This is a genomic window from Nitrosomonas sp. Nm34, from assembly GCF_900113925.1.
Classification (GTDB): domain Bacteria; phylum Pseudomonadota; class Gammaproteobacteria; order Burkholderiales; family Nitrosomonadaceae; genus Nitrosomonas.
In genome coordinates this window covers 1-13,957 of the sequence record NZ_FORD01000020.1, presented here as the reverse complement: position 1 = coordinate 13,957, position 13,957 = coordinate 1, and the positions used below count along the sequence as shown (strand labels likewise).

General features: G+C 40.6%; 20 protein-coding genes and 1 pseudogene. 6 read left to right on the top strand and 15 right to left on the bottom strand.

Annotated features, from left to right (window positions below; genetic code table 11):
* Positions 1-324 precede the first annotated feature (324 nt).
* Positions 325-756, bottom strand: a complete 432-nt coding sequence (locus BM283_RS09595) for a KGG domain-containing protein (protein ID WP_090692449.1) — start codon at positions 754-756, stop codon at positions 325-327.
* 487 nt (positions 757-1,243) lie between these two features.
* Between BM283_RS09595 and BM283_RS09590 the strand changes: the two are divergent.
* Positions 1,244-1,470: pseudogene (locus BM283_RS09590) on the top strand (transposase); the annotation flags it as partial.
* On the opposite strand, the gene BM283_RS09585 reads toward BM283_RS09590, so the two are convergent.
* A complete protein-coding gene (locus tag BM283_RS09585) occupies positions 1,463-2,218 on the bottom strand; it encodes a glutathione S-transferase family protein (protein WP_090692444.1) in 756 nt (251 codons plus the stop codon). The pseudogene BM283_RS09590 and the gene BM283_RS09585 sit on opposite strands and share 8 nt — an antisense overlap.
* 128 nt (positions 2,219-2,346) lie before the next feature.
* On the opposite strand from BM283_RS09585, the gene BM283_RS09580 reads away from it, so the two are divergent.
* Positions 2,347-2,709 carry a winged helix-turn-helix transcriptional regulator gene (locus tag BM283_RS09580; protein ID WP_090692441.1) on the top strand — a complete coding sequence of 121 codons (363 nt, stop codon included), beginning with the start codon at positions 2,347-2,349 and terminating at the stop codon, positions 2,707-2,709.
* Positions 2,710-2,919: 210 nt separating this feature from the next.
* Here BM283_RS09580 and BM283_RS09575 read toward each other — a convergent pair whose 3' ends face one another.
* The gene (locus BM283_RS09575; protein WP_090692439.1) at positions 2,920-3,447 is read right to left on the bottom strand and encodes a GNAT family N-acetyltransferase; all 528 of its coding nucleotides are present in this window, start codon (positions 3,445-3,447) and stop codon (positions 2,920-2,922) included.
* A 291-nt stretch (positions 3,448-3,738) separates the two neighbouring features.
* Here BM283_RS09575 and BM283_RS09570 point away from each other — a divergent pair, with 291 nt between their 5' ends.
* Positions 3,739-3,954 carry a winged helix-turn-helix domain-containing protein gene (locus tag BM283_RS09570; protein ID WP_090692436.1) on the top strand — a complete coding sequence of 72 codons (216 nt, stop codon included), beginning with the start codon at positions 3,739-3,741 and terminating at the stop codon, positions 3,952-3,954.
* A 157-nt stretch (positions 3,955-4,111) separates the two neighbouring features.
* Here BM283_RS09570 and BM283_RS19435 read toward each other — a convergent pair whose 3' ends face one another.
* From BM283_RS19435 to BM283_RS19960, 11 genes are all read right to left on the bottom strand, one after another.
* Positions 4,112-4,288 (bottom strand): hypothetical protein, encoded by a 177-nt coding sequence (locus tag BM283_RS19435; protein ID WP_217646493.1) that lies wholly within the window; start codon positions 4,286-4,288, stop codon positions 4,112-4,114.
* A gap of 112 nt (positions 4,289-4,400) precedes the next feature.
* Entirely contained in the window at positions 4,401-4,544 is a 144-nt protein-coding gene (locus tag BM283_RS19430; RefSeq protein ID WP_217646492.1) for a hypothetical protein, read from the bottom strand.
* Between the two features lie 87 nt (positions 4,545-4,631).
* Positions 4,632-4,778, bottom strand: a complete 147-nt coding sequence (locus tag BM283_RS19425) for a hypothetical protein (protein ID WP_217646491.1) — start codon at positions 4,776-4,778, stop codon at positions 4,632-4,634.
* 334 nt (positions 4,779-5,112) lie between these two features.
* The gene (locus tag BM283_RS09560) at positions 5,113-5,922 is read right to left on the bottom strand and encodes a hypothetical protein (protein ID WP_090692433.1); all 810 of its coding nucleotides are present in this window, start codon (positions 5,920-5,922) and stop codon (positions 5,113-5,115) included.
* Between the two features lie 730 nt (positions 5,923-6,652).
* Entirely contained in the window at positions 6,653-7,177 is a 525-nt protein-coding gene (locus BM283_RS09555) for a hypothetical protein (protein WP_090692431.1), read from the bottom strand.
* A 349-nt stretch (positions 7,178-7,526) separates the two neighbouring features.
* Positions 7,527-7,766, bottom strand: coding sequence for a hypothetical protein (locus BM283_RS18815; protein WP_175492089.1), 240 nt, complete (start codon positions 7,764-7,766; stop codon positions 7,527-7,529).
* Positions 7,767-7,783: 17 nt separating this feature from the next.
* A complete protein-coding gene (locus tag BM283_RS18810) occupies positions 7,784-7,963 on the bottom strand; it encodes a hypothetical protein (protein WP_175492088.1) in 180 nt (59 codons plus the stop codon).
* A gap of 90 nt (positions 7,964-8,053) precedes the next feature.
* Entirely contained in the window at positions 8,054-8,248 is a 195-nt protein-coding gene (locus BM283_RS18805) for a hypothetical protein (protein WP_175492087.1), read from the bottom strand.
* Positions 8,249-8,338: 90 nt separating this feature from the next.
* Complete coding sequence (locus BM283_RS09545; RefSeq protein ID WP_090692430.1) at positions 8,339-8,866, bottom strand: hypothetical protein; 528 nt, start codon at positions 8,864-8,866, stop codon at positions 8,339-8,341.
* 325 nt (positions 8,867-9,191) lie between these two features.
* Entirely contained in the window at positions 9,192-9,368 is a 177-nt protein-coding gene (locus BM283_RS19965; protein ID WP_254776309.1) for a hypothetical protein, read from the bottom strand.
* A 318-nt stretch (positions 9,369-9,686) separates the two neighbouring features.
* On the bottom strand, positions 9,687-9,854 hold the full coding sequence (locus BM283_RS19960; RefSeq protein WP_254776308.1) for a hypothetical protein: 168 nt from the start codon (positions 9,852-9,854) through the stop codon (positions 9,687-9,689).
* 103 nt (positions 9,855-9,957) lie between these two features.
* Here BM283_RS19960 and BM283_RS09535 point away from each other — a divergent pair, with 103 nt between their 5' ends.
* Entirely contained in the window at positions 9,958-10,224 is a 267-nt protein-coding gene (locus BM283_RS09535) for a hypothetical protein (protein WP_090692427.1), read from the top strand.
* 255 nt (positions 10,225-10,479) lie between these two features.
* On the opposite strand, the gene BM283_RS09530 is transcribed toward BM283_RS09535, so the two are convergent.
* On the bottom strand, positions 10,480-10,773 hold the full coding sequence (locus tag BM283_RS09530; RefSeq protein WP_090692425.1) for a helix-turn-helix domain-containing protein: 294 nt from the start codon (positions 10,771-10,773) through the stop codon (positions 10,480-10,482).
* A gap of 237 nt (positions 10,774-11,010) precedes the next feature.
* On the opposite strand from BM283_RS09530, the gene BM283_RS09525 reads away from it, so the two are divergent.
* Together BM283_RS09525 and cas9 are read left to right on the top strand one after the other, a co-directional pair.
* Positions 11,011-11,670: a hypothetical protein gene (locus BM283_RS09525; protein ID WP_090692423.1), complete on the top strand. Its 660-nt coding sequence runs from the start codon at positions 11,011-11,013 to the stop codon at positions 11,668-11,670.
* An 814-nt stretch (positions 11,671-12,484) separates the two neighbouring features.
* The coding region (gene cas9 / locus BM283_RS09515) for a type II CRISPR RNA-guided endonuclease Cas9 (RefSeq protein WP_139225237.1) at positions 12,485-13,957 on the top strand (1,473 nt) is incomplete at its 3' end.

Sequence of the window (13,957 nt, the reverse complement as noted above, 5' to 3'; positions counted from 1 at the left end):
GGTTAGTGTTTCAGATTTGGTATCGATATGCTTGATTTCTGGAACCTCGACAATACTGAAGCCAATCGCCGCGCTGAGAGTGAATATTAACCAGCTTAAGGCATAAATAAAAACCAGGCTCGCAAAAACAGCGCCCCAATTAATGGTCCACCAATCTGTGTGTGAAGATAGCACTACGTTTCTTTGTGTATGAGTACTCATAGTAATTTCCTTTTAGGCTTAGTAGTGAATGAAGAGTAATGCCAAGATTAGCCAACACATCATTATTTGTATTGACACAAAAAATAACGAGCAGATGAATCTGCTCGTCGTTGTTATTGCTGGTTAGCGATTTTTATGGCTTTGGCTGCCTGCTTTAGCATGCTGCTCAGATGTCCCGCCACGGGTAGAGGAAGATGAATCATCATCTTCCTCAGAGCGGCCTTTGCCACTTGACTGTCCACCTTTGCGACCTGCCTCACGCGCCTCTTCCGAGCTAAACTCATGGGCTGTACCTTTTTCATGAGCAGCATGCCCTCCTTTCCTGCCCGCTTCACGCGCCTCTTCAGAAGTAAACTCATGAGCCGTACCCTTCTCGTGAGCTGCACGGCCCGCCTCGCGTGCTTCTTCTGAATTGAACTCATGCGCAGTGCCCTTCTCGTGAGCTGCACGGCCGCCCTTGCTCGCAATTTCACGCTGTTTTTCTTCGTCCATAGAAGCAAAACCACGCTGGCTGGTGCCCTTGTTGTCCTCATCCTTTCCTTTATTCGAAGGCATAATTGCTCTCCTATTTATTAATTTCAAAAAACACCTATGATGTGTTTGGATTCTTTATCTCCGGTTTGATAAAACCAGGAACATCTTTAGCGTACGCTTCGTAGCGAGCTTTCTCTGTGCGCAAGCGTACATACGCCTAAAATTAAAGCTTGAATGCAGGACGAGTTATTCTCAAGGAAACAAAAAAGGACGGATTGCCACGACGATAGCGAGTGTTCCAATTTTTGATAGGAGTATTCTCCTGGGACCAGTATGCGCATGGTGGTGAATATATGCTATACCAAATGCGGGTTGCCCCCGCGTGACTTACCCGAGGAGGTTGTACATCTTCGGGTCAGGTGCGAATAAAGAAAAAAATAGAAGAATGAAAGCTAGAATGCAAATTCTTTAGACTAGGCCTGTCCATTAAGTACCTCTTAATCAAGGTGTCAGCCTTGCATTATCAAATACAAAAAAATATTGCATTGCAAGATTTGACATCTTTGTATGCAATGAGGTCAACCAAGCCGGTATTCGAGCTTTTCAGGCTTTCGGCTCATACGGTCACCTCTCATTGGAACGGGATTATTCACCTTGTTGAATCCCGTCTGACCAATGGCATTCTTGAGAGCATCAATAACAAGATTCAGGTTACCGGAATATTAACAACTTTATCAATATGATTTATTTTTATGTGGAAAGCTTCAGTTTACTTACTCATGGTATTTCACATAGAACCTTTATTTTTCTTGTTCACTTGAGTTAAGGAAGCATTATTATTTTTCAGATCTTGATAGAATTCACCTTGAATTCGTTCAACATAATCAATTAAGTTGCTCTTTGACAAACCATGTTCCTTAAGGGGGGATTCAATCGGACAGCCGATAATATTAATTAAGTGACCGAAGGCACAAGCATCCAATGTAGTAGGTTGATCCCCTAGAAAATACCGCTTACTCCCAAGGCTTGCTGATAACGCATCAATATCTAGTTTACCTAATGTAAAAATTTCTTCTGCTTGATGCCTGCCAGTACCATGACCATAAATTTGTCGTTTGATTTTTGGACGCCATCTATTTGCAACAATATCCCGAATAATGGGAGGTAGCCCACCAAAAATTGCTTTCTTGTTAATTTTCCAATTTTCATCTGTATATTGCCAACGCGAATAAAGCAAAACCCAAAACAAATGTTCATCAAGCAAACGTTGCATTGCAATGGATCCTGCCAATTCCGCCGCACTTCGTCCTTCGTCCAAATCTTTATAAATTGATTTAAGGTAATTAATGATAAAACGAGAATCGCCTATTGCTTCATTGTTATCCTGAATGTAGGGCAATTTACCTTTGGGAGCACTAAAAGGTAGTGCCGGTTTGATTTCATATTCAATACCAGCCATACGCAGATACGTTTCGATTTTGCAGCAAAATGGGCTTAAGTTTGGTATTCCCCAGGTGCGTTCAAATTGATAAAGTTTTATCATGCGATTGATCCTTGCCACAATTGTTATTAATATTACGAGTTACTTGCATAATGCAAGTTAATATAACTTATAAGCTTGCTAACTACAAGCTATAAAGCTTTCCTTTTATTTTTCAGGAAAACTAATTTATGAATGATGAAATGGATAAATCAATTTTTGAGCGGTCATATTGCCCAATTACGTGCTCACTCGATCTTCTGGGTGATAAATGGACTTTGCTGATTATTCGTGATCTGCTATTAGGTAAAAAACGCTATCAAGAATTTCTGGAATCTCCAGAACGTATTGCTACTAATATATTGTCAGACAGACTAAAGAAAATAGAAACTGCCGGGCTTGCCATTCAACAAGCATATCAACAGAAACCAATTCGATATGAATATGTTCTGACAAAAAAAGGAAGGGATCTTAAACCTGTACTTCAAGCTTTAGTTAAATGGGGTAAAACATATTACCCTGGTACTAAAGTTTTTGAAGCTATTGATCGATGAGTAGCAGGATAAGTAAGAATCAAGCTGAGCAGATTTAATTAATAGTGGACTTTCCCGGTATTCAGGAAATTTGCCTGATTTTCTAGGAAATAAAAAGGTGTCAAGTTTTGCGATGCAATATCTTATGCAGATTTCCTATTGTGGCTACAACCGCGTACTTTAACATTCCACTCCAGTTGGATGCTCCGCCGCTTATTATTTATGCATGGGCTAATTAGCCTTTAATTCTTTCACAAAGACGATGAATTCGAGATCATTTCGAAGCGGAATACCGAAGCGTTCGTTCCCATATGGGAACGGATGACGTTCGTCGGTTCGACGATATCCACGGCGCTCGTACCAAGCGATTAGCTCGTTTCGAATTGAGATGACGTGCATTTGCATAATGGTACAGGCGAGCTGGTGTGATGCAAATCGCTCAGCTTCCATAATGAGGCGTTTCCCGAGGCCCTGCGCCTGCAACTTCGGTTTCACGACAAACATACCGAAATAGCAGACATTGGCATCGCGTTTTTCTAGATGGACGCAGCCAATGATTTCCTCATTGCGCTCGGCGAGGAGAATGCATTGATTATCAGCGGACAAGATTTCCTCAATCTCGGATGTGTCTGTGCGCTGGCCATCAATAAAGTCTGCTTCAGTCGTCCAGCCGTGACGGCTGCTATCCCCGCGGTAAGCAGAGTTTACCAGCACGGCGATGCGCGCGGCATCGTGCAATGACCCCTTACGCAAATGCATGCAAAATATTCATGCGATGCTTATACCATTGATGCGCTCGGTGGATCGTCAAGGCGCCGCACATGTTCCGTCGCGTGCTCAATCGAGATCCTGGAACTTGCATAACATCTTTCATCAGATCCATTGGACATTTCCTTAAAACCTGGCATTTAAATTTCGTTTTTCTTATATACTTCTAATAATAATACACACCGGATAACCATTGCTCATTCTTAAGATAAAAGAGTTATCTATTACCTTATTCAAGAAATTCAGGAGGTAGAATTATTAATTTGCAGCCAGCAATCATTCATGACGACCCCTGATTATCAAACCTGTATGCTACCACTCTTGAAATATATAAAAGACGGAAAAGAGTATTTAGTGCGTAAGGCTATTGATTCGCTTGCAAATCAATTTTACCTAATACCTGCTGAGCGAACAAAATTACTACCGAGCGGCCAGCAAGCGATATTTCACAATAGAGTTGGCTGGACAAAATCTTATCTTAACGTGAGTTCGACATAAGAATCATCACATCACGATTGGAAGAGTTGGTGTAATATCTTAGGGTCAGAGCTTACATTTGACATCCCTGTTTTTTTCGCCTGCTTCACCGCCCGACTCACGGTAGCATAACTGACACCAAAATACTCTCTTACTTGAGCGAGCGTATAGTGTCCGCTTAAAAACGCCTGAGCCAACTTTCGTCACGGCTTTTATAGCGATCAGCAAAGTAGCTTAATGGTTTGACAGGGGCTTGTTTTTGCTTTCTGGGTATGTCTTTGAGTGATTGTTCAAGGCCGAGTTTACGCTGCATATCATTGACAAAGTCATCATCCAAATAAATCTGGTTCTTCAATCATTGCCAGGGGAGGGTTGCTCTTTACCGGCCTTAACAAAATCCCGATAGTGTTGCTGCGCGATGCGCTTTGACTTTGTTTTGTCAAATCCAGCGAGGATCCCTTCAGTCATTAAACAGGCAGCGTTTTTTCATATCCAGCCGTTGCGCGATAACTGCTCCAGCGCCACGCTTTGGCGCTTCGCACCCTCTGTGCCCGTACCGGGCTCAACGCGATGTAACGCGCCAGTTCCAGCAGATAGGTATCTTTCTGCACTAATATGGCTTTGAAACGACCTTGAAATACGTGGCCATCGCGCTGATGCTGCCGATTGAAATATTGCGTATACGTGCCGTTGAGATACTACATTCCTTTGGACAAGGTTGGACAATTGGTTTCAATCAATAAATGATAGTGATTGTCCATGAGACAATAGGCATGATAATGCCAGTCATAACGATGGCCGTGTTCTGGAGCAACAGCAAAACTGTTGATGATCAATATCATCATGATAGATATCTTTCCGTGCGTTACCGCGTGCTGTTACATGTTACATGACACAGTGCCCCGGCAAACTTAATGCGTAGCAATCTTACTATCTGCGCATCTTATGTAGATTTAAACTTGTTGAAAATTAAAGCATTAGGGTTGTGATATTAATTGTAAGGCCTGACCCTAAGAATTTTGCCAACTGTACTGAAATTGTACCGAGAAATATTCAATATGAATAATAAGGAATGAGGGGGCGGCGAGTGCCAGTCGTTAACCGAACCGAATTGTATTGAGCTTCACATCGAAATAAACTTCTTAGTGTTAATAGCATTTTCCACTTTTATAGTTTTGGTCATTTCTTTGCCGCTAAATATCGTATAACCTTACTTCCCTCCACTGATGGTAATTGGAGGAGGCTTTCGTACATTTTTATTGTGATTTCGCATACTTTAATTTTATCGGTTTTATTTATGACTGGTTCTGGTATTAAAACGAGGTCTTGTCCATATTTATTTAATTCTGTGTAGATAACGGGCTCAAGAATACTAGATACTTCCTCCACACTCGGGATATCTTGAGATGACACAAATGAAGTTCTAACAATATTACTCAAGGCTGCAAGACTAATTTCTCTAGTAGTATCAGAGATATATTTGGTTGAGTTTAATGTTTGCCCCATCTGTGGAAAGAGAAATGGGTAACATAAATCTTCTCCATTCTGCATTAATTCTGTCAGTTCACGTACTTTGACTTCTGCGTACTTTATCGCTGCTTCGTCAGACGCATTTGGCAAATGTTTTTGAACAAATGTTGGAATCATGTTATGGAGGGCTGCCATAGCCTCCTCTTTGCTCTGACCTTCTTTTATTGCTTGATAGAACTCATTTTTTATTCTGTTATAGCTTTCTGTGTCGTACCATTTTATTAATTTAAGCGCAGAATGGCCTAGAAGCTTCTCATCAGAAGTAGTTGCTGTGGAGGATTCGGCGCTAATGATTGGAAGAATGAATGCCTGTGATGCTCCGAAAGATAAGATCATCGTTACTATGAAGATAATATAATAAAGATGATTGTTATTCTTACTGTTGCGATAAGCTATACTGGCAACACCTGCCGCAACAATGCCACAGCAACTCACAATGACAGCATTTAACCAGATCATTTATTCTCCTTTTTTTCATTTTAGATAAGATTTATCTATTAACTATCAAATGAAAATTTTGAATATAAGTGCGCTATACTTAGGATAAGTATTTTTTTCTATAATTCAACAAAAAAATGTAGGAAAAATTATGAGTGTCGTAAAATAACGACAGCGCTCTGATCAATAGTTTAATAGAAACTATTTTGTAACATCCTCCCCCAGAACGACTTTCAGCATTACCTGCTGCCTATAAAAATTTGCCCTAATTTTTAGTGCTTCAATTTCCTCATTACTCTACTTGGCCTATTCTTCATTCGGTGCCGAAATTTTCTTTAAGAAAATATAGAGTTTTAAACTATTTCAATGTCAATTGAATTAGCTTAAAAAAGCTTTTATACCAATATAGAGATGAGTCCGCCCAGTAAGCTAAAGCCAGCAGAGCCTTTCAGCCTTATTCACTTCAGAATTATCAGTAAGGTGCCTCAACAATCGCTTTAAGAATTGCAGGATGAGATAATGCTCAACCAAACATGAGAGAAGTATGTTGACTGCCTCACCTTTGTTTAAAACATGTAAATCTAATCGAGCCTAATTTTGCTACTGCATTATTTAAGGCACAAAAAAGGTAGTCACATCAATGATATGCTACTTAACACTGAATCCTGACTACCCTTTTTAGAGTTTCTATTCGTTCTTTTTAGATAGAATTCAATTAGAGTCTATAAAATAATTGAATAGCTTATCTAGATTAATCCTCGTGTTTATGACCTTTAGCTCTATCGTTCAGAAGTGGTGAAGATTTTAACTCCCAGTTCATAGAGTTCCCACGTTGTTCAAGAACAGCTGAGTAAATCTCATTCTGATATTCAACACAAGGCACAGATAGTATGCCATTCTCAAATGTGGCAATACATTGGCCTACAGTTAAGATTTGGTCTTTTAAGCAACTTGAAACATCTACAAACTTAACATCGGTTGCAGAAATTTGATTATTAAAAGTAGTAACAACTGCTGTACCGTTATTAACCAGGATATCTGTTGCAATTGTGCCTTGCTCTAGCCCAAGTACATTTAAACCTGCATCAGCAAGGCAAGAATTCGGACTGCCATCAGTGAAATTTTTTACGAGTATTTGAGAGCCTGCTACAGAATTATCAACAATAAATACAGAATTATTTACCACAGCTACACTTTCTGCAAACGTTGATTGTGATTGTATACCTAAGGCTATTAGTGATATTCCACATAAGATTGGAAGTATATTTTTTTTCATTAAACTCTCCGATATGTAACGCAAACATTTGAGATTTTTGATAGCAATAAAAATTATTATCTCCAGACTCCCCTTTGTCTGAAAATAATCAGTCTATATCGGCAATAGAGCTGATAACTTTAGGATTTATTTGGCATAAATTAAGAACAGCTGTTGCTTTCAATGAGCTATGAGTCTGTACAAACAGCCAAATATCTTAGGGTCATACCTTATTACATTTGACATTCCCGCTTTCTTTTTTTCCGCCTGCTTCACAGCCCGACTCATGACAGCATAACTCATGCCAAAATACTCACCTACTTGAGTGAGCGTATAGTGTCCGCTTAAATACGCCTGAGCCATATTTTCATTACGATTTTTTATAGCGATCAACAAAATCGCTCAATGGTTTGACGGGGGCTTGCTTTTGCTTTCTGGGGATATCTTTGAGTGATTGTTCAGGATTAAGCTTGCGTTGCATATTATTGACAAAGTCATCATCACCCCAATTAATCTGGTTCTTCAACCATTGCCAGGGGGGAGGGATGTTGTTTGCCGGCTTTAACAAAATCTCGATAGTGTTGCTGCGCGACACGCTTTGTTTTGTCAAATCCAGCGAAGATCCATTCAGGCATTAAACAGGCTCATTTTCTTCATATCCAGCCGTTGTGCGGTAACTGCTCCAGCGCCACGCTTTGGCACTTCCACCATCTGTGCCCGCACCGGATTCAACGCAATGTAACGCGCCAATTCCAGCAAATAGACATCTTTCTGCACCAGGATGGCTTTGAAACGACCTTGAAACACATGGCTAACAGGCTGATGCTGCCGATTGAAATATTGTGTGTAAGTGCCGTGACATACTTCATTCCTTTGGACAAGGTGGGAGAATTGGTTTCAATCAATAAATGGTAGTGATTGTCCATGAGACAATAGCATGACAATACCTGTCATAACGATTGACCGTGTTCTGTAGCAACAGCAAAAACTGTTGCGATCAATATCATCATGATAGATATCTTCCCGTGCGTTGCCGCGTACTGTTACATGATACAGTGCCCCTGTAAACTCAATGCGTAAAGGTCTTGCCATTTGCGCATTCTATGTAGCTTTAAACTTGTTGAAGACTAAAATATTAGGGTAGTGATGTCAATTGTAAGGCCTGACCCCAAATGGTTAGTGTCAGATGGAAAGCGAGGCTGGTTTACTGTCCACTGGATCGGATTGTTCGATCGGGCGCCTAACAAGAAGTGGCCCCTTGGGAATAAAATTTTTCTTATATGCTTTGTCAGTTGTGTAACCAATGAATGCCCCACTAGGATAGCGCTCATCTTGCTTAAGTTGACGTAACTGTTGGATTTCCCAGAATATAGCCCAATGGCCGCTATTATCCGACGAGTACTTGCCAGTTGATGGAGGACGAAAGCGCATTCCTTCCGGGTGAGTTCCATTCTTACTCTCCACATGACGAATATATTTGCCGTACCATGAAACCTCCAAACGTTCGGCATTTGGGTCTCCTGAGGCATATATAAAGACATCTACATCGAATAGCGCATCATTACAATCGCGCTTTGCCTTCATATCTAAATCTCGGAACACTTCCCATGCACAGCTACCGAAGGCAACTTTTCCTTGTTTTTCGCAAACTTCTACGCCCTCAATAAGGTGTTCAAGCGGTACAGGGGCTAATAAAGAAACTTTGGACATAATGCGCTCCGAAGGTCAAGTGGCCTAATAAGTAATTATATAGATTCTATATATTTTCCATGCTTTTAGCATTAATGGCAATAAAGTTGTTATGCTTGGCAGGTTTGCTAATCTTTTACGTCTAATCCTCTATTTATTTCTGTATCAACAAATCTGAGACAGTTGAATTTCATATTTTATCGCCTTGCTTTACGTCATTCCCAGGGTGTAACTTGCTGAGCTTCCCGCAGACTCCACAGCCCCGCCCTATTTTGTTTGGCTTGTCTTTCTAAAGCATAAAGATTTTGATCGCTGACGTATTTCCGATATACCTGATTCCTCAGGGTCAGACCTTACATTTGGTCTTCCCGCTTTCTCTTTCCGCCTGCTTCACAGCCCGACTCGCGGTAGCATAACTCATGCCAAAATACTCACCTACTTGAGTGAGCGTATAGTGTCCGCTTAAATACGCCTGAGCCATATCTTCATTACGATTTTTATAGCGATCAACAAAATAGCTCAATGGTTTTACGGGGGCTGCTTTTGCTTTCTGGGGATATCTTTGAGTGATTATTCAGGTTTAAGCTTGCGTTGCATATTATTGACAAAGTCATCATCACCCCAATAAATCTGGTTCTTCATTCAGCGCAACGTAACTCGCCAATTCCAGCAGAAAGGCATCTTTCTGCACCAGGATGGCTTTGAAACGACCTTGAATTACGTGGACAACACGCTGTGATGCTGCCGATTGAAATATTGCGTGTAAGTGCCGTTGAGGTACTTCATTCCCTTAGAGAGGGTGAGGCAATTGGTTTCAATAAAAAATGGTAGTGATTGTCCATTAGACAATAGGCATAACAATACCAGTCATAACGATTGACCGTGTTCTATAGCAATACAAAAACTGTTGACGATCAATGTCATCGTGATAGATATTTTCCCGTGCGTTGCCGCGTGCTGTCACATGATACAGCGCTCCAGCAAATTCAACGTATAAAGGTCTTGCCATCTGTGCATTCTATATAACTTTAAATTTGCTGAAGGTTAAAATATTAGGGTAGTGATGTCAATTGTAAGGCCTGACCCCAAGTTTGCGGGTTCTGCACAGAAGAATGCTTGCTGGTGCCCAGCATGGTGTGCCATCTGATGAAAGCGTTGCTTATAAGGATGCCTTATCAGTTCCGCATAGCTTGCGACCAAAACATGAACCACCACCCAAGAACAATGAGCCGCTGCCTAGAATGATATTCGACATGGTGCGTTATAAACACCCTATAGGTTGGCAAATTGAGAATTGGCGCTTTATTAATGATGAATCAGAAGAAACGGTTAGGTATTTCAAAGTTGATGGCACCAACAGGCAACTAATTAAGCTTTGAGCGATTATTCGTGCTTTATGGTACTTGTATTACCAGAGCATAGGATAATTGCTTGCAACGCGATTTTACAAGCTTATTCTGGTGTGGGTTGCGCTGAAACTATTAACAAAGAACAGAAATTCAGGGAAAGTACAGAATATATAATAACCGCGGGTGTTAATTGGATCTTGTTCTGGCTAATTTGCCAAAGCCGAAATTATGGTTTTGCTTGATTCATCTGATGCTGGTGGAAAATTCTCTACCAGCGTTTTACTCCTAGTGTGCAGCAAAAAGTTTTGCTGATTTTTTCAAACTCTTGTATAGGTCAGGGTACTGCGCTTTTAGCATTGCAGCCACCATCAGATCATCTCGCTTAATTTTGGTTAAATCAATCCGATCAATATGGACTAAACGTACCAATTCTCTGACAGCTTTCGGTATTTCTCGCCCGCTTCCGTAATGTGAACCGCCACTTTGGGTTACACCCACCTTATTCCAGAATTCTATTTGGTTAAGACCAAGTTTTTGCCGAATTTCCCTTGGGTTTGGTATTTTCTTAAAAACCTTCATTATGTCTCCTCTCTAATGTCATAAAATTTATAAGAAAATAGACTGATTATATGAAAATAGACTAAAAGATTTAGTTTTGCTCCTATTTGAGAAACCATCATAATTGCAGTAGTTCTTTACGACTCAGCTTGTACGGCTAGTTAATCGGCTCTTTCTTGTTCAGGAAAAGTACAGAAAATATAATAATATGATATGGTTAGTTAATTTATATTCAAATAAGGAAGCCAGATTAAATTGATGCAGCATAAACAAAAAGCTAAACAAACAACAAAACCTGATGCGAATGAATACCCACGGAAAGCGCTTGAATGTAGGGCAGGTAATAATGCTGATCAGACGGGGCGTAATTATGCCGATCTAATTACCTCACCTGAGGTTGCAGCTTATCGCGTTATCAATGCATGTGAAGATCAACAAGTAGCTAGCAAAATTGATGTTCCTGGCTTAGTAGCTACGCTACGCAATCAAGCAGAAACAACAAACAAGAATGATCTATCACAGGCTGAAGCGATGTTAATGAATCAGGCCGTAGCCTTGCAGAGTATTTTCGTTCGATTGACTGAAAAAGCTTTAAATCAAGAATCCTTATCGAGTTTTGACACAATGATGAAACTAGCCCTTAAAGCACAATCACAATGCCGTACCACGATAGAAGCCTTGTCAACCATCAAAAATCCGCCAGTAGTGTTTGCCAAGCAAGCCAACATTACCCATGGACATCAGCAAATAAACAATGGCACTGCAACAGCCCTGCACGCGCGAGAAAATCAAATTCAGCAAAACGAACTATTAAAGGATAATCATGAGACAGTGGACAGTAGAGCAGCGTCAGCAACAAGCCTTGCTCATTCGTCAATGGAAACCTTGGGAGAAATCAACCGGAGCAAAAACAGTTAATGGTAAGGTACGATCTAGTCAAAATGCATTAAAACATGGTATGAATACTAGCAGCATAAGGGAACTAAAGGCAGCGATGCAAGAGCATAGAGAAATACTGAAACACTTCCAATGAAGCTCTACAATTCTTCCTAAAAACTTCCTACTGCATAACATCAAGCTTTTCCCGATATAAAAGTAGTTATCCTGTATTTAGGATGCAATATTCATGACTTTTCGAAAGATACAAAAATATATGGAGACCTTACTGAACCCGCAACAATTCAACGGGTTTTCTTATTGGCTCTATAGATTCTTCAAATTCTGTTTTAACCAAAAATAGCAAACACATCCAAGTCAACTTTCAATAAAGTTCCCCAGTAAAATTTAGCTTGGGGAAAACATATCCGCTTTACAAGTCCTGATTAGAAGCTGCCGACGTGCACCACACACTGAGTGGTAAAAAGAGAGCTATTTGGAGCTATTGATCAAAGATTCACTCAAGCACACCCTCACTAACTCTCCTAATTTTACGATGTTTGGATTTATGCAAATTAGGAAAACTAGCAAGATTCAGATAGCCGTGATGTGGATACCGATCTAGTTACAAAGCTATTTGATGAAGATGGATTTCGCGAGGTCAGTGAAAGTTTTATGATTAAAGCCATTAAGCATAAAATTCCAACCTAGATTTATACATTTGTAATAAATTATGATTAATCCCGGTGGTTTCCACCACCGGGCGGATACGACTCGAATCTTTAGATTCAGCTTATTGTAGCAACGGCTCTCACCCCGGATGAGCTACAACCGCTATATTATCAAGGAGAATAATATGTCAGACAAGTATCACGATCAAAATAATTACATACCTCTTACTTTCGGACTGGATATCGGTATGGCCTCAGTAGGCTGGGCAGTATTGGCGCCTAACCGAATCGTTAATTTGGGAGTTCGTGCATTCGATAAGGCAGAAACAGCCAAGGAAGGTGAATCGCTCAATAAAGTGCGAAGAGATGCTCGTTTGATGCGCCGCCGCTTACAGCGTCGGGCATGGCGGCTAACGAAGCTGGCGAGATTATTGAGGCAGGAAGGACTGATTTCTAATGCAAAATTATTCAAAAACCAACACCCCTTTTCTCACTCACTCTGGCAGCTTCGTGTTAAAGGATTGGATTGTTTACTCAATGAGGAAGAATGGGCGCGCGTCATTTACCATCTCTGCAAACATCGTGGTTTTTACTGGATTAGTCGTGCAGAGGAAAAAGCGGTAGAAAGTGACAGCAATAGCGAAGGAGGGAAAGTCAAAAAAGGCCTTACGAAAACGCAGCAATTGATGCAAGAGAGAGGTTATCGTACTGCTGCTGAAATGGTAATGGCAGAGTTTCCTGAAGCTCAGCGTAACAAGCAGGGCGACTACAGCAGAGCGTTATCTCGTTCCCTGCTTGCTGAAGAACTAAAAATGCTCTTTGAATGCCAACACAAATTGGGTAATCCTTATACCAACGAAGAATTTGAAACGAAGATATTGGGAAGTAGCGGTAAAAAAAGTGGATTATTCTGGGAGCAAAGACCTGCACTAGCTGGAGATGCCTTGTTAAAAATGCTGGGGCGCTGTACTTTTGAGAGAGAAGAATATCGTGCACCCAAGGCAAGCTTTACTGCTGAACGTCACGTCTGGCTGACTCGTTTGAACAATTTACGCATCGTAATAAATGGTATTAATCGTCCGTTGAATTCAGATGAGCGAATTGCTGTTCTACACTTGCCTTACCAACAATCCAGTAACTTCACCTTCAAGCAGTTGCGTGCTGCATTGGTAAAAAATGGTTTGACAGAATCATTTTATTTTGCAGGTCTTGCCTACCCTAATGAGAAACAGAAAGATGAAGAAAAAACAAAAAATCCAGAAGATGAAAAACTGATCAAATTTCCAGCTTGGCATTCATTGAAGAGAAAACTAAAAGAAAAGGGATTGGAAGGAGAATGGCAACAAATTTCAGTGGCCGCTTTGGAGGGGAAACCACAGTTGCTCGATCAAATTGCCGTTGTACTTAGCGTGTACAAGGAAGATCACGATCTTACTAAAGAACTGCAAAAGCTTGAGCTTCCTAATAAAACCCGAATGATTGAGGCACTCGGAGAGATCAGCTTTAAAGAGTTTCACGCTTTATCCCTCAAGGCGCTGTATAAGATCGTACCTTTTATGGAAGTGATGTGTCAACATTTTTCTGGACACAATGTTAAGCAGCTTTGTGCTGCAATTCGTAGTCTAGCGGCGATAAATATCCATTGGCTGAATGCAGTC

Coding starts and splice junctions, on each gene's coding strand:
- BM283_RS18805 (WP_175492087.1), bottom strand. CDS start 8,248: ATGGCAAGACCTTTACGCATTGAGTTTACAGGGGCACTGTATCATGTA.
- BM283_RS09560 (WP_090692433.1), bottom strand. CDS start 5,922: ATGATCTGGTTAAATGCTGTCATTGTGAGTTGCTGTGGCATTGTTGCG.
- BM283_RS09535 (WP_090692427.1), top strand. CDS start 9,958: ATGCTTGCTGGTGCCCAGCATGGTGTGCCATCTGATGAAAGCGTTGCT.
- BM283_RS09580 (WP_090692441.1), top strand. CDS start 2,347: ATGAATGATGAAATGGATAAATCAATTTTTGAGCGGTCATATTGCCCA.
- BM283_RS09555 (WP_090692431.1), bottom strand. CDS start 7,177: ATGAAAAAAAATATACTTCCAATCTTATGTGGAATATCACTAATAGCC.
- BM283_RS09545 (WP_090692430.1), bottom strand. CDS start 8,866: ATGTCCAAAGTTTCTTTATTAGCCCCTGTACCGCTTGAACACCTTATT.
- BM283_RS09570 (WP_090692436.1), top strand. CDS start 3,739: ATGACGACCCCTGATTATCAAACCTGTATGCTACCACTCTTGAAATAT.
- BM283_RS19960 (WP_254776308.1), bottom strand. CDS start 9,854: ATGGCAAGACCTTTATACGTTGAATTTGCTGGAGCGCTGTATCATGTG.
- BM283_RS09585 (WP_090692444.1), bottom strand. CDS start 2,218: ATGATAAAACTTTATCAATTTGAACGCACCTGGGGAATACCAAACTTA.
- BM283_RS09595 (WP_090692449.1), bottom strand. CDS start 756: ATGCCTTCGAATAAAGGAAAGGATGAGGACAACAAGGGCACCAGCCAG.
- BM283_RS09525 (WP_090692423.1), top strand. CDS start 11,011: ATGCAGCATAAACAAAAAGCTAAACAAACAACAAAACCTGATGCGAAT.
- BM283_RS09575 (WP_090692439.1), bottom strand. CDS start 3,447: ATGCATTTGCGTAAGGGGTCATTGCACGATGCCGCGCGCATCGCCGTG.
- BM283_RS09530 (WP_090692425.1), bottom strand. CDS start 10,773: ATGAAGGTTTTTAAGAAAATACCAAACCCAAGGGAAATTCGGCAAAAA.
- BM283_RS19425 (WP_217646491.1), bottom strand. CDS start 4,778: ATGATGATATTGATCATCAACAGTTTTGCTGTTGCTCCAGAACACGGC.